The 14,395-nt window shown below is 31.1% G+C and carries 11 protein-coding genes; 9 read left to right on the top strand and 2 right to left on the bottom strand.

Features of this window, described 5'->3' with window-relative positions; translation table 11 throughout:
• The first annotated feature begins 20 nt into the window (after positions 1 to 20).
• Positions 21 to 2,987 (top strand): glycosyltransferase, encoded by a 2,967-nt coding sequence (locus ACEW8E_RS07350; protein ID WP_373479691.1) that lies wholly within the window; start codon positions 21 to 23, stop codon positions 2,985 to 2,987.
• Positions 2,988 to 3,040: 53 nt separating this feature from the next.
• Here ACEW8E_RS07350 and ACEW8E_RS07345 read toward each other — a convergent pair whose 3' ends face one another.
• A complete protein-coding gene (locus tag ACEW8E_RS07345) occupies positions 3,041 to 3,580 on the bottom strand; it encodes a hypothetical protein (protein ID WP_373479690.1) in 540 nt (179 codons plus the stop codon).
• Between the two features lie 293 nt (positions 3,581 to 3,873).
• Between ACEW8E_RS07345 and prfC the strand changes: the two genes are divergently transcribed.
• From prfC to ACEW8E_RS07310, 7 genes are all read left to right on the top strand, one after another.
• The gene (gene prfC / locus ACEW8E_RS07340) at positions 3,874 to 5,484 is read left to right on the top strand and encodes a peptide chain release factor 3 (protein WP_373479689.1); all 1,611 of its coding nucleotides are present in this window, start codon (positions 3,874 to 3,876) and stop codon (positions 5,482 to 5,484) included.
• Positions 5,485 to 5,523: 39 nt separating this feature from the next.
• Positions 5,524 to 7,296 carry an HlyD family efflux transporter periplasmic adaptor subunit gene (locus tag ACEW8E_RS07335; RefSeq protein ID WP_373479688.1) on the top strand — a complete coding sequence of 591 codons (1,773 nt, stop codon included), beginning with the start codon at positions 5,524 to 5,526 and terminating at the stop codon, positions 7,294 to 7,296.
• Between the two features lie 130 nt (positions 7,297 to 7,426).
• A complete protein-coding gene (radC, locus tag ACEW8E_RS07330) occupies positions 7,427 to 8,152 on the top strand; it encodes a DNA repair protein RadC (protein ID WP_373479687.1) in 726 nt (241 codons plus the stop codon).
• A 64-nt stretch (positions 8,153 to 8,216) separates the two neighbouring features.
• Positions 8,217 to 9,965, top strand: a complete 1,749-nt coding sequence (gene argS, locus ACEW8E_RS07325; protein WP_373479686.1) for an arginine--tRNA ligase — start codon at positions 8,217 to 8,219, stop codon at positions 9,963 to 9,965.
• A gap of 37 nt (positions 9,966 to 10,002) precedes the next feature.
• The gene (locus ACEW8E_RS07320) at positions 10,003 to 10,959 is read left to right on the top strand and encodes an NAD-dependent epimerase/dehydratase family protein (protein WP_373479685.1); all 957 of its coding nucleotides are present in this window, start codon (positions 10,003 to 10,005) and stop codon (positions 10,957 to 10,959) included.
• Between the two features lie 5 nt (positions 10,960 to 10,964).
• A complete protein-coding gene (locus tag ACEW8E_RS07315; RefSeq protein ID WP_373479684.1) occupies positions 10,965 to 11,486 on the top strand; it encodes a shikimate kinase in 522 nt (173 codons plus the stop codon).
• 65 nt (positions 11,487 to 11,551) lie between these two features.
• Positions 11,552 to 12,172 carry a GUN4 domain-containing protein gene (locus ACEW8E_RS07310; RefSeq protein WP_373479683.1) on the top strand — a complete coding sequence of 207 codons (621 nt, stop codon included), beginning with the start codon at positions 11,552 to 11,554 and terminating at the stop codon, positions 12,170 to 12,172.
• A gap of 34 nt (positions 12,173 to 12,206) precedes the next feature.
• On the opposite strand, the gene ACEW8E_RS07305 is transcribed toward ACEW8E_RS07310, so the two are convergent.
• On the bottom strand, positions 12,207 to 13,259 hold the full coding sequence (locus tag ACEW8E_RS07305) for a Fe(3+) ABC transporter substrate-binding protein (protein ID WP_373479682.1): 1,053 nt from the start codon (positions 13,257 to 13,259) through the stop codon (positions 12,207 to 12,209).
• Between the two features lie 793 nt (positions 13,260 to 14,052).
• Here ACEW8E_RS07305 and ACEW8E_RS07300 point away from each other — a divergent pair.
• A complete protein-coding gene (locus ACEW8E_RS07300) occupies positions 14,053 to 14,232 on the top strand; it encodes a DUF433 domain-containing protein (protein WP_373479681.1) in 180 nt (59 codons plus the stop codon).
• Positions 14,233 to 14,395 lie beyond the last annotated feature (163 nt).

Below are 14,395 nucleotides of genomic sequence, written 5' to 3'. Positions count from 1 at the left end.
TTAATTTTATTATAAAAATCATGAAAGTATTAATCGCCGATTTTGACTTATTCCTAAAAATAGGAGGAGGGCAAACTTTTTATCGTCAAATTATCGAAAAAAATCCAGACATCAACTTTTATTATCTCTTAGAAAAAGAAAATACTAATAATCTTCGCCCTAATAACGCTCATGGTATTGCTTATAAACCCATTTATCAAATCCATGATCTTAATAATTATATTAATATAAATCCTCCTCGTTGGGCTTATCGTTCTTTTACCCTTGCTAGTAATATCGCTAATTCCGTTACTGGATATAGCTTTGACATTGTTGATGCACCAGATTATGAACAATATACTCTCTTTCTGCGTCCAGCTTTAGAATATCATGGAGTAAAATGTGATAAAATTGCTTTATCAATGCACGGTAAAATCTCTACAACTTTACAATTAGATTGGTTTGGTTCAACAGAAGTTAATATTCCTTTAGATTTAGAGGAAAAAATGCAGTTTAAAACTGCTGATATTCGCTACGGAATTAGTAAAAGTTATCTTAAAGAATGGCAAGATTTAGTAAATTTAGAAACTCAATATTTTAACCCTTTACATTTTATTGATTTACCACAATGTCAAACTTTAGATATTTATAATAATAAACCTAATTTATATTTTATTGGAAGAACTGAAAAAAGAAAAGGAGCAGATATTTTTATTGATTTAGTTTGGTGGTTATCTCCTAATAATTATTATCAAGCTAATATAATTGGACCTCATAGTTATAGTGAATTTGGCGATTCTTCTCAAGTTTTACTGCAATCTATGATAGATAAACGATTAATTAATATTGATATTAAACCTCCAAAATCTCGTCAAGAATTAGACAAAATATTTTCTCAACCAGCCATTATATTTTTACCCTCTCGTTATGATACCCTTAATTTATTAGCCCTAGAATCTTTATTTTCAGGTTGCCCTACTGCCATCGGAAGTGGTGCAGGAGTTTGTCAATTTTTAGAAGATAATTTTCCTCAATTACCTTGGATTAAAATTGATGTAAATAATACCTATGATTGTATTCCTAAATTAATCGATATTTTAGAAAACTATGACAATTATCGACAACAATTAAAGGATGCTTTATTAATGATTAATACTAACACTAAAGATCCTAATTTAAGCAGTATTTACCATACAGAAAATAATCATAATTTAGAAGTTTCAGAAGAATTAAAAGAATGGTATTCACAGTTAATTAATTATTGGAATTCGAGAACTAAAAACCAAAACTATCTCAAAATTATTCCTAGTAAAATTATCAATAAAGGGATAAAACCATCTATAAAAAAAGTAAAAAGTAAGTTGGTTAGATATGCGGAAGATACACGCTCATCTCAACTAATAAAATCCCCTTTTATTGCCTCACAATATCATAAAGTATTTACTCTCAGTGAACAAACATCCTTAGAAATAGAAAAAAAACTGCAACAAGTTTGGAATTTAGCAGAAACTTTTGAACCAGAAGCAAAAGGTATTAAAGGTAAAATACAAAGTGCTTTTCGTGTTGATAGAGTAAGAGTTTGGCGAGAAATTGCCCGTTTAGAAAGGATGAGAAATAATGATTTAGTCGCTACAACCTATTATTTAAGAAGCATAAAAACTTTAGGTTATGATAAATTTAATGAGTTGCCTTATGTCATTAAAACTTTAGAAGAAAAAGGCTTTAAACCTGAAGCAAAAGTTGCTGAAGCGATGTTTAAAAATGTTAATCAACAAACAGAAAAAACTTTTAATATTCTCAATAAAACTTATCAAAATAACCTAGAATATCAACCTCAAGAATATGAATTTATCGACGAAAGACGAGACAAAGAAAATTATCAAGTATCGGTGATAGTTTCCTTATATAATGCAGCAGCAAAATTACCCTTATTTTTAAGAGTTTTAGCACAACAAACTTTAGTCAAAAAAGGATTAGTTGAAATAATTTTAGTAGATAGTGGTTCACCTGATGAAGAATATTCAGTATTTAAACAGTTACAATCAGAATTAAATTTACCAATAGTCTATTTACGCTCTAAAAATCGAGAAACCATCCAAAATGCGTGGAATAGAGCTATTTTACTATGTAGATCGCCTTATATCACCTTTTTAGGGGTAGATGAAACAATTTTACCCGAATGTTTGGAAGTTTTAGCCCATGAATTAGAGGAAAATTCTGACATTGATTGGGTGATAAGTCATAGTTTAGTCACCGATGTGGATTTACAAGGTAATCATGTTAATGATATTATGCTTTATGATCGTAGCAATTATGACCAAAATTTCGTTTATCTTGATACTTGTTATCTTTCCTTAGTGGGTGGTTTATATCGTAAAAATATCCATGACAGGTTTGGTTATTATGACTCAAGTTATCGTGGTGCAGGAGATACAGAGTTTAAAAACCGAGTTTTACCTCATATTAAAACCAAAATGATTAACCGAGTTTTAGGGTTATTTTGGAATTATCCCGATGCACGTACCACTCAAAGTCCTATGGCTGAAATAGAAGATATTAGAGCATGGTATTTACATCGAACTTTAGGAGGAATTAAGTATGCTTTTAGTGAAAAAAATCCCGAAGAAATTGAACAATTTTTGATTAAAACTTTAGCTTATCGTAAGTCTTATTGTCAGCATATTAGCAGTGATTTAGAATATGCTTATAACTTAAGTCAATTGTTAGCAGAAATGAAACCTTCTTCCTCCTTTTTACTATTAAAACCAACTATTGATGAGTTATTTTTAGCTTATCGCCAACTAGATTGGATAGAAGATTTAACGACTTTTTCCCCTAGTAAAACTTTATGGAATACTCGTAAATTAGGAGAAAAAATAGAAAGTTTACATCGTCAAATTGTTTCAAAATTAGGCTATAATAATTTTAATCCTAACTATGATATTTTCCATGATAATCGTCATGAACAACACGCTAATTTATGGAAAACTGAGCTAACAAAAATATAGTAAGTTAAGGCGAGTTAAAAAAATCATTTGTTAAGGTAAAATATTTCTATATATTAGTCTTTTAAACTAGCCTGAGATGTACCTAATAATTCTAAGAAATTTATGTCTAAATTATAGGCAATTAAAGCAAAACTACCAGTAAAAATGGCAACAGTACAAACTAAACTACCTGTTAAAATTTTTACTTTATTTTGCAAAGATTTAATCTCTAATTTACTTTGTTTAAGAGTAGGTAATAATTGATTATTAATCACTTCGACATCTAAAGTTAGTACTTTTTTCTCTGGAAATTCTACTAAAGTATAAAGCCAATCAGTAATTAATTTAGGACATTTTGGCTGTAAATATAATTTTACCCCTAAAGATTGAGCTATGGGACGAGGAAAACGGACTAAATATTTTAAAGTAGAATTAATACCCCATAAAGGGCAATATTTATTGATTAAATTAATCATGGCAATATCGTATAAACAACCAATAATTGCTTTTCCAGTTACTTCTTCTCGTTGTAATAATTGCTCTAATAAAATTAAAATTTCATGGAGTTTTTGTTTTTCAATTGCTATTTCTTCTTGACTTTTTTGGTTACTCATAATCTAATTTATGGTTAAATAATAATAGGAAAAATTACATAAAAAGAAAAATATTCCCCTTTAATGCTATAATATAAATCTTGAAAAATAACAGTTAAAACAAATTATATACTCAAGATGATATGAAAAATAATATCTACAAATCATCCTCCCCACCTTAAACTATCGAAAACATCTAAATTATTGTTAAGCAAATTAAATCTTTTCGTTAATAAATTTGCATTTTAAAAATATTTATCCTCATTATTAAAGTAATATATTTAATATTAATTATTCATTACCAATTATCAAAAATGTCCTTAACTATCGAAGAAGAATTATTAGAAGCTGTTAGTAAACGTCGCAATTTTGCCATTATTTCCCATCCTGACGCAGGAAAAACAACCCTTACAGAAAAACTATTGTTGTACGGAGGTGCAATACATCAAGCAGGGGCGGTAAAAGCTAGAGGTGAACAACGACGAGTTACATCTGACTGGATGGAATTAGAAAAACAACGAGGTATCTCCATCACTTCCACGGTTTTGCAGTTTGAATATAACGGTTATCATATCAATCTTTTGGATACTCCCGGACACCAAGATTTTAGTGAAGATACCTATCGCACATTAGCGGCGGCGGATAATGCCGTGATGTTGATTGATGCGGCGAAGGGTTTAGAGCCACAAACTCGTAAACTTTTTGAAGTATGTAAATTGCGAGGGCTTCCCATCTTTACTTTTATCAATAAAATGGATCGCCCGGGGAGAGATGCTTTTGATTTATTAGATGAAATTGAAAAAGAATTGGGTTTAAAAACTTATCCTGTTAACTATCCTGTAGGTATTGGTGACTATTTTAAAGGAGTTTTTGATCGCCGTCAACAAGATTATCATTTATTTGAAAAAATTGCTCATGGTAGTAAAGAAGTACCAGAAATTATCATCCCTAGTGGTGATGAAGGTCTTAAAAAGTATTTAGACGCACAACTATATGAGGAAACCTTAGAAGAATTAGAAATGGTGCAGGAAGTTGGTGCAGAATTTGACTTACAAGCTATTCATGAAGGAAAAATGACTCCTGTGTTTTTTGGTAGTGCTATGACTAACTTCGGGGTAAATTTATTTTTACAATCCTTTCTTGATTTTGCTTTACCGCCAATACCGAGAAAGTCAACTTTAGGCACATTAGATCCAACCTACCCTGACTTTACAGGATTTGTGTTCAAATTACAAGCAAATATGGACCCTAAACATCGAGATAGAGTAGCCTTTGTAAGGGTTTGTACTGGTAAATTTGAGAAAGACATGGCAGTAAATCATGCTCGTACAGGAAAAGTAGTAAGATTATCTCACCCTCAAAAATTGTTCGCTCAAGGTAGAGAATCTATTGAGGAAGCCTATCCGGGTGATGTTATTGGCTTAAATAATCCGGGGGTGTTTGCCATTGGGGATACTATTTATTTGGGCAAAAAACTTCAATATGAAGGCATCCCTAGCTTTTCTCCTGAGTTATTTTCTTATCTCAAAAATCCTAATCCTTCCCAATTTAAGCAGTTTCAAAAAGGTATTCAACAACTGCAAGAAGAAGGCGCAGTACAGATAATGTATTCTACTGATGAGTTTATCCGAGATCCCATTTTAGCGGCAGTGGGGCAATTACAATTTGAAGTGGTACAATTTCGGATGTTAAGTGAATATAACGTAGAAACAAGATTAGAGCCTATTCCTTTTAGTGTAGCTCGTTGGGTTGTGGATGGTTGGGAAGCCTTAGAAAAAGTTGGACGTATATTTAATACTATGATCGTAAAAGATGCTCTTGATCGCCCTGTGTTATTATTTCGTAATGATTGGAATGTTAATCAGTTACAAGGTGATCATCCTGATTTAAAATTAAGTGCTATTAGCAATGGTGTTATTACATAATTTTAAACAAATCTCACTTTACCATTTTCAGCATGAAGAATGGAGATACATAAAACAGGCACAATTATTAAAAATAATAAACAAATGATTAACCATAACAGCAACGGTAAAAAAGATACTTTATTACAGATAAACGCCCCAGAAACTAACGGCAAAAAACCTCCTGAAGAATCTACTATTAACCTAGATACTTCTGATTTTGAAAAAGATGTTATTCTTAAACCCTCTCCTGTATGGTCAAGAACTATGGCATGGACTATTATGGGGGTAACAGTGTTTGCTATTGGTTGGGCGGCAACAGCAAAAATAGAGCAAGTTATCACCGCTAAAGGGCAATTAAAGCCTAAAACCACCGTAAAAGAGATTCAAGCACCTTTAAATGGTGTCGTTAAAGAGGTAAAAGTAGAAGATGGGCAACACGTCAACAAGGGTGATTCTATGGTGGTGTTTGACTCGGAAGCTACTCAAGGAGAATTACAGTCTTATGAAAAAATTAGAGCATCTTTAGTCCAAGAAAATAAATTTTATCGTGCTTTAATTAATTCTTTATTAACTCCTAGTGAAGTGCAAAATGTCATTTTAGGCTTAAAACTCCCTCCTGAAATAGAAGCCTTAGCATTAAATCGAGCGGAATTGGTGGCAGAAAATAGACTTTATGAAATACAATTATCTCAAGGTACTGGTAATATTGCTAGTTTGAAACCTGATCAAATTGCTCGATTACAAGCTGCTTTTGCAGAGTTAAATTCTCGCTCTGGTGCGGCAAAATTTGAGACTCAGCAATTAGAAAAACAACTTACTCAAAATCAGGTTAAGTTAGAAGATAGTCAAAAGCAATTACTCAATCATCGTCAAGTATTGCAAGAAATTACTCAGCGTAATGAGCAATCTATTGCCCAAGCGCAACAAAGTTTACAAATTGATCAAGATATTCTTGATAGTATTACACCTTTATCGGAAGAAGGTGCTTTAGCTAAAATTCAAATTGAGCGACAAAAACAACAAGTAAGAGACAAACAACGAGATTTAATTGATCGTACTGCTAATGGTAAAATTGAGTTAGAAAATCAAAAGCAAAAAATTGATACTACTTTAGCTGATATTCAACAGTTTCAACAAGAAGAAGTTCGCCTCCGTCTTAATATTAGCAAAGCACAAGAGCAATTTAAAAATACCCTCGCTATTACTGAAAAAGATGTGCGCGATCGCATGGCTATTAATAGTCAAAAAATTGCGGAGTTAGACAGTCAAATTAATAAAATTATTGTGGATAATGAAAAGCGCATTGCGGAGGTAAATAGTCAAATTGGCACAGCAAAACAAACTATTAAATATCAAGAATTAAAAGCTCCTGTATCTGGTACTGTATTTGACTTACAAGCTGGAGTAGGTTTTGTGCCAAAATCAGGACAATCCGAAGCATTATTAAAAATTGTACCCGATGCGGGGACAGAGAATCCTTTAATTGCAGAAGTATATGTTACTAACCAAGATATAGGTTTTGTGCAAGTCGGTCAAGATAGTGACATCAGAATTGACTCTTTTCCCTATAGCGAATTTGGGGATATTAAAGGTAAAGTTTATTTTGTGGGATCAGATGCACTACCACCAGATCAAATTTATAATTTCTATCGTTTTCCCGTAAAAGTGGAATTAGATGATCAAAATATAGTAATCAGAGGAAAACCTGTTGAATTACAATCGGGGATGTCTGTAAGTGTAAATATCAAAGTCAAAGAAAATCGCACGGTTTTGAGTATCTTTACGGAATTATTCACCAAAAAAGTTGATACTCTTCAACAAGTACGTTAGTTCGTAGCCAAAATCAAGCTCATGATAATTAATTGACAATTGATAACTGTGATTAAATTTTTTGTATTGATGTAAGGTTTCACTTAAAAAGAATTACAATAATTAAAATATTGTTTTTTGTAATAACACAATGGTTTATAATCTCAGAATTGCTGACTTACCATTAAGCGAACGCCCTAGAGAGAGATTATTAGAGCTAGGAGCTAAAAATCTAAGCTCTGCGGAGCTAATTGCCATATTATTAGGTACAGGGCAAGGAAAAGGCAAATTATCCGCCGTAGGTTTAGCTCAATATATTCTCAATCAACTTAGTCAGAATAAACGAGATCCTCTTGATGTATTGCGTGAAATTTCACCCTTAGAATTGATGGCAATGGATGGTATTGGACCTGCTAAAGCGACAAGTATCCTTGCTGGGGTAGAATTAGGTAAACGTACTTTTCAATTTCGCCCATCCGCTAAAGCCATAATAGATAGCCCCAACGCTGCTGCTTCGGCTTTTAGTCATGAATTAATGTGGCAATGTCAAGAGCGTTTTGCTGTGTTATTATTAGACACTAAAAATAGTTTAATTAGTACTCAAGTTATCACCATCGGCATCGCTACAGAAACCCTTATTCATCCTCGTGAATTATTCCGAGAAGCTATACGTCACTCTGCCACAAATATTATTATCGCCCATAACCACCCTTCAGGAAATCTTGAGCCTTCTGTAGAGGATTTGACATTAACAGAACAATTATTAAAATGTGCCAAACTAATTGGCATTCCCATTTTAGATCATTTAATCATCGGTAATGGTAATTTTCGCAGTATTCGTCAAAATTGCACTTTATGGGATGAATATTCGCCATAATATTTGACAATTAACAGTGAACAATTGACAATTAACTTATCTTTATTTCCTCATTTTTTTTTACATGATTGAAAAACTTAGACATTTATTTACCGAAACTTTAACTCAACTATTCGGAGAGAATTTTAGTCATATTGATTCTTTAGTTGTACCTGCTAGTAATCCTAAATTTGGTGATTATCAATGCAATATTGCTTTATCTTTAGCTAAAACTTTACAACAATCTCCTAGAGTAATTGCACAAACAATTATAGACAATCTAAAAATAGATGATTTTTGTGAAACTTTAGAAATTGCAGGACCTGGATTTATTAATATTAAAATCAAATCAGATTATATTGCACAACAAATAAAATTAGCTTATAAAAGTGATAATTTAGGAGTAACAAAAATAGAAGAATCTTCTAAAGTGATAGTTGATTTTTCTAGCCCAAATATTGCTAAAGAAATGCACGTTGGTCATTTAAGATCTACTATTATTGGTGATAGTATTGCCCGAATTTTAGAGTTTAGAGGTTATGATGTTTTAAGATTAAATCATGTCGGGGATTGGGGTACTCAATTCGGAATGTTAATCAGTTATTTACGCCTAGAAAAACCTGAAGTTTTAACCACTGCTAATGCTGTAGAAATTGGGGATTTAGTTACTCTTTATAAACAAGCAAAAATTAAATTTGACCAAGATTTAGAATTTCAAGAAAAAGCTCGTCAGGAAGTAGTAAAATTACAAAGTAAAGATCCTGAAAGTATCAAAGCATGGCAGTTATTATGTGAACAATCTCGCCGAGAATTTGAAGTTATTTATAAATTATTAGACATAACATTAACCGAAAGAGGAGAATCTTTTTATAATCCATTTTTATCTGATGTAATTATAGACTTAAAAAAAGCTAATATTTTGACAGAAGATCAAGGAGCAAAATGTGTCTTTTTAGAAGGTTTTATTAATAAAGAAAATAAGCCTTTACCGTTAATTGTTCAAAAAACTGACGGCGGTTATAACTACGCTACCACTGACTTAGCGGCTTTAAAATATCGCATCAATGAAGATAAAGCGAGTAGAATAATTTATGTCACAGATGCAGGACAAGCTAACCATTTTATCCAAGTTTTTCAAGTAGCAAAAAAAGCGAATTATATCCCTGATAATGTAGAATTAGTCCATGTACCTTTTGGTTTAGTTTTAGCAGAAGATGGTAAAAAAATCAAGACAAGATCTGGTGAAACTATCAGATTAAAAGACTTGTTAGATGAAGCGATAAATAGAGCGAAAAAAGACTTAGAAAATCGCCTAGAAACTGAGATAAGAAATGAAACAGAAGAATTTATTAATCAAGTAAGTAAAATTGTCGGTTTAAGTGCGGTAAAATACGCAGATTTAAGCCAGAATCGAACCACTGATTATAAATTTAGTTACGAAAAAATGTTGGCTTTACAAGGAAATACTGCACCGTATCTTTTATATGCTTATGTGCGAGTACAAGGTATTAGTCGTAAAGGTAATATCGACTTAAATCAACTCAATTCTGATACTCAAATTATTCTAACTCAAGACAGTGAATTAGTATTAGCAAAACATCTTTTACAATTAGATTTTATTATTAAAGAAGTAGAAAAAGATTTATTACCAAATCGCCTTTGTTTATACTTATTTGAACTTAGTCAAAAATTTAATCAATTTTATGATCAATGTCCTATTTTATCAGCAGAAGAAAAGGTTAAATTATCTCGTTTAATATTAGCAGATTTAACGGCAAAAGTTATCAAACAAGGATTATCTTTATTAGGTATTTCTGTATTAGAAAGAATGTAACAATAAATCTTAAAACTAAACAAAATATATATAAAATATGCGCATTTTTATCACTGGTGGAAGTGGTTGTATCGGCCATTATATTGCTGATTCTTTAATTAAAAATACTAATCATGAATTGTTTTTTTTAGTACGAAATCCTAGTAAATTAAAATTTGATTATAATTATCGTGAAGGTGTTAATATTATTCAAGGTGATTTAGCTCAAATTCTCGATTATACTGATTTATTAAAAACCATAAATATAGCGATTTTAGCGGCTACTTGTTGGGGAGGTGAAATAGAATCTTATCAAATAAATGTAGAAAGTAATCTTAATTTAATTAAGACTTTAAATCCTGCTATTTGTGAACAAATTATTTATTTTTCTACAGCTAGTATTTTAGATCAAAAAAACCAACTTTTACCCCAAGCAGGAGAAATTGGCACAGATTATATTCGCACTAAATATCAATGTTTTACCCAATTATCAACCTTAGAATTATATGATAAAATCATTACAGTTTATCCAACTTTAGTATTTGGAGGAAATGACAATAATCCTTATTCTCACCTGTCTTCTGGTTTAAAAGATTTACCAAAATTGATGAATTTAATTCGTTGGTTTCAAGCCGATGGTAGTTTCCATTTTATTCACGGTTATGATATTGCAACGGTAATAACTTATTTAGTGGAAAATGGTAATAATTTAGACAAAAAGTTTGAGCAAAAATTAGTCTTAGCTAATCAACCTTTAACGGTAAATGAAGCTATAAAACAAATTTGTAATTATCTTCATAAAAAGATTTATTTTCAAATTCCTTTAGCAATTTGGTTAGCAAATATTTTCATCAAACTATTTAATATACAGATGGCAGAATGGGATTATTTTTGTTTTAATTATCGTCATTTTACCTATGGTAAATTTGTTAATCCTAACACTTTTAATTTAGAATCCTATGCACCTAATTTAAGCAAACTTCTCGAAGTTTCAAAAGTTTCTCAAAATAAATAATTTATATGAGTAAAATAGTCATAATGGGCAATTCTAGCTCAGGAAAATCTAGTTTAGCTTTAAAATTCGTAGAAAAATATCAATTTGCTCATCTTGATCTTGATACCATAGCATGGAAAGCTCAAAAAATACCTATTCGTGAATCTTTATCAATAACTATGGCAGAAATAATAAACTTTATTAATAGTCATCAAAAATGGATAATTGAAGGTTGTTATGGTGATTTATTAAAAGAAATTCTCCCTTATACAAACCTTTTAATTTTTCTTAATCCTACCATAGAAACTTGTGTAAATAACTCAAAAAAAAGACCATGGGAATCTCATAAATATGATACTTTAGAAGAGCAAGAAGCTAATTTCAATATGTTAGAGCTATGGATTAAAGATTATTATGTTAGAAATGATGAATTTTCTCTTAATAATCATCGACAATTATTTCAATCATTTTTGGGTAAAAAAATTGAATCTATAAAAAATTGGGATGATTATATGATTAAGTCCATTAGTCAACTTTTAAATGTTTAATAATTGACCAAATAAATTTTAATACTTTTTATATGTAAACTAATAAAATAAAAACTACTAATTTTATGAAAGATACAGAAACTAGATTAACAGAATTAGAAACTACCGTAATAGAATTAAAAAATAAAGAAATTAAAATAGCACAATTAGAAGCAAAAATATCGGAATTAACTACATTTATTTCTGATATTCAAGAGCAATTTATTCTCTTACCTGATGTCACTAGATATGGTAATTTGAAAAAATTTTTACAGGAGAGTGATTTTCGTAAAGCTGATGAAGAAACCACTAGAATTATGTTAGAAGTAGCAGGAGAAGAAAGAGACACTTTAACTCCTGATGATGTTAGTAAATATCCTTGTAATTCTTTACAGGTAATTGATGAAATTTGGCGAAAATATAGTAACCAAAAATTCGGTTTTAGTATTCAATTAAAAACTTATTATCAAGCTGGAGGTAATCTTGATACCATTAGAGCTCAAGATATTACAATTTTAAAAAAATTCGCCGATGAAGTGGGATGGCTTGATGAAAACAAAGTCGCTAAATTTGAAGATTACGATAATTGGGATTTTACTTTATCTGCACCTGACGGTTGTTTTCCTGCTCATTGGTGGAAGTCTCCTTATGGTTTAAAAATGGTTACATTCTTCTTTTCTCGCTTAATTTCTTGTAATATTGCTTAATTAAATAGGGAATAATTGAAATTCCCTGATTCTTTTATTTCCAACCTACACGATCCATCATTTTAAGGGCATTTGCTAAATTTGGACCAAAATTTGCCACATTTGTTACATCGGATTTAAAACTACCAAAACCTTTTAAAATCGGATCTAATTCTATTCCTGATACTACAGGATATTCATTGTTTCCTTGAGCAAAAAATCTCTGCGCACTGGGGCTTACTAAATACTCTAAAAATTTTATTGCCCCAGCTTTATTCGGTGCTGTTTTAATCACTCCACCGCCACTAATATTGACATGAGCGCCTTTACCTTTTTGATTAGGAAAAAATACCCCTATTTTGTCAAAAATCGCTTTTTTCGCTGGATCTTTTGAACTACCATAACCTGCCAAATAATAAGTATTTGCTACGGCTAAATCCGCTATTCCCGCCGCTACTGCCTCGATTTGATCGCGATCGCCACCTTGAGGAGGACGAGCCATATTTGCGACAATACCTCGACACCATTGTTCAGTCTTTTGTTGACCATTTATAGCAATTAACCAAGCCACCATTGATTGATTATAAATATTACCAGAAGAACGAATGACAATTTTACCTTTCCATTTTGGATTTGCTAAATCTTCATAGGTTGATAATTGACTAGGATTGACTTTACTTTTGTTATACATAATCACTCGGACTCTTTTACTAAATCCAAACCAATTATTTTGGGGATCTCGAAAATAAGCAGGTATTTTTTGTTTTAAAATTGAGGAATTTACTGGGGTAAAAATACCCGTTTGTTGCGCTTGCCATAAATTCCCAGCATCAGCAGTTAAAAACACATCCGCTTTAGAATTTTGTCCTTCACTTTTAAGTCTTTCTAATAATTGTTTACCGTCGCCTTCTACTAAATTAACCTTAATTCCCGTTTGTTTTTCAAAGTCAGTATAAAGTTTTTTATCAGTATTATAATGACGACCTGAGTATAAATTAATCTGTTTACTTTGGGCAGAAGTCTCTTTTACCCCCGTTAATTCCGCTAACGTTACCGCCGCTATGGTTGTACTTGTGCCTAAAAAGACTCTTCTAGTAACTTTATTCATTTTCTTTGTTAACTATAATTATTTTTCTATAACTGAGAATTTATTTTATCACTATTGCGAATAAATTGCACTAATTTTCGATAATTAATTTGTTATTTGTGAGAATTTTCGCCCCCTAACCCCCAATGTTGGGGGAAATTAACTTATTATTTCGTTTCAATAATGGTGATTTCTTCTTCCGTTAAATTATATAATTGATAAACAATTTTGTCTATTAATTTATCTGTATATTCTAGTTGTTTTTTGATCGGTAATAAAGTCTTTCAACTTTGCTCATATTCTTTAACTAATAGATTTTGAAATTTTCTCTCTGAAGGATCAATTTTTAACTTTTTATGATTTTTTTTCAAGATATTTAATAATTCTTCAAAGGTTAAATTATCCTGTTGTTTTTGATAATCTCCTAGATAATTTTTGAGGAGAGTTTTATTAGTTAAGTTATCAATATCAGTGCCAATTTCACGGGCTAACCATGATAAAAAGTCTTTAATTTATGTTTGTTTTTCCTTGTTAAAGTTAATCATTTTTTTTGCTAAAAATGCTATAAAATCGATGAATTTGAGAATAATTTATACAAGTTATCTAAAAAATATCGTAATATTAAGGCAGATATTCAACCTATTATTGAACAATTACTAAAAGGGAGTGTATTGGGCGATCACGAAGTTGCACTGGTTGATCATCATATCTCTTTTTCTGATAACATTGATACATAAGAATTTTTTTATCAAAAAGCAATGACTTTAAACCAGTTATTAGAAAATCAAAAAATTATTCATTCGATCCTCAAATTATGAGCGGTGAACCTGTTTTTGTGGGTAGTCGTGTACCTTTACAAACATTATTTGACTATCTGGAGGAAGAAGGAGGGTTAACAGAATTTATCAATGATTTTCCTTACCTCAAAACTCAAACAATGAAGGTTTTAGAAAATGTAGCTAGGTTGATGATAGATCAACAACGTTGTGCCTAATGATCATATTACTAGACGAAAATCTGGCGTTGCTGAATTAAAGTATGATTTTTAGATAAGGTGATGCCGAAGGCACGCTACGCGCACGTATCTTTATTACTCTCTTAAATTATCACAGAGGCGTGCTGTGTACCAGAGCCGACGAGCGATCGCTCGTAACTTG

Origin of the sequence: Geminocystis sp. (assembly GCF_041753295.1) — a bacterium.
Taxonomy (GTDB): domain Bacteria; phylum Cyanobacteriota; class Cyanobacteriia; order Cyanobacteriales; family Cyanobacteriaceae; genus Geminocystis.
The sequence above is the reverse complement of the archived record's forward strand: the minus strand, read 5'-3'. Positions and strand labels throughout refer to the sequence as shown.

Excerpts from the sequence above, each read along its gene's own strand:
- ACEW8E_RS07350 (WP_373479691.1), top strand. The coding sequence starts at position 21 with ATGAAAGTATTAATCGCCGATTTTGACTTATTCCTAAAAATAGGAGGA.
- ACEW8E_RS07345 (WP_373479690.1), bottom strand. The coding sequence starts at position 3,580 with ATGAGTAACCAAAAAAGTCAAGAAGAAATAGCAATTGAAAAACAAAAA.
- prfC (WP_373479689.1), top strand. The coding sequence starts at position 3,874 with ATGTCCTTAACTATCGAAGAAGAATTATTAGAAGCTGTTAGTAAACGT.
- ACEW8E_RS07335 (WP_373479688.1), top strand. The coding sequence starts at position 5,524 with ATGGAGATACATAAAACAGGCACAATTATTAAAAATAATAAACAAATG.
- radC (WP_373479687.1), top strand. The coding sequence starts at position 7,427 with ATGGTTTATAATCTCAGAATTGCTGACTTACCATTAAGCGAACGCCCT.
- argS (WP_373479686.1), top strand. The coding sequence starts at position 8,217 with ATGATTGAAAAACTTAGACATTTATTTACCGAAACTTTAACTCAACTA.
- ACEW8E_RS07320 (WP_373479685.1), top strand. The coding sequence starts at position 10,003 with ATGCGCATTTTTATCACTGGTGGAAGTGGTTGTATCGGCCATTATATT.
- ACEW8E_RS07315 (WP_373479684.1), top strand. The coding sequence starts at position 10,965 with ATGAGTAAAATAGTCATAATGGGCAATTCTAGCTCAGGAAAATCTAGT.
- ACEW8E_RS07310 (WP_373479683.1), top strand. The coding sequence starts at position 11,552 with ATGAAAGATACAGAAACTAGATTAACAGAATTAGAAACTACCGTAATA.
- ACEW8E_RS07305 (WP_373479682.1), bottom strand. The coding sequence starts at position 13,259 with ATGAATAAAGTTACTAGAAGAGTCTTTTTAGGCACAAGTACAACCATA.
- ACEW8E_RS07300 (WP_373479681.1), top strand. The coding sequence starts at position 14,053 with ATGAGCGGTGAACCTGTTTTTGTGGGTAGTCGTGTACCTTTACAAACA.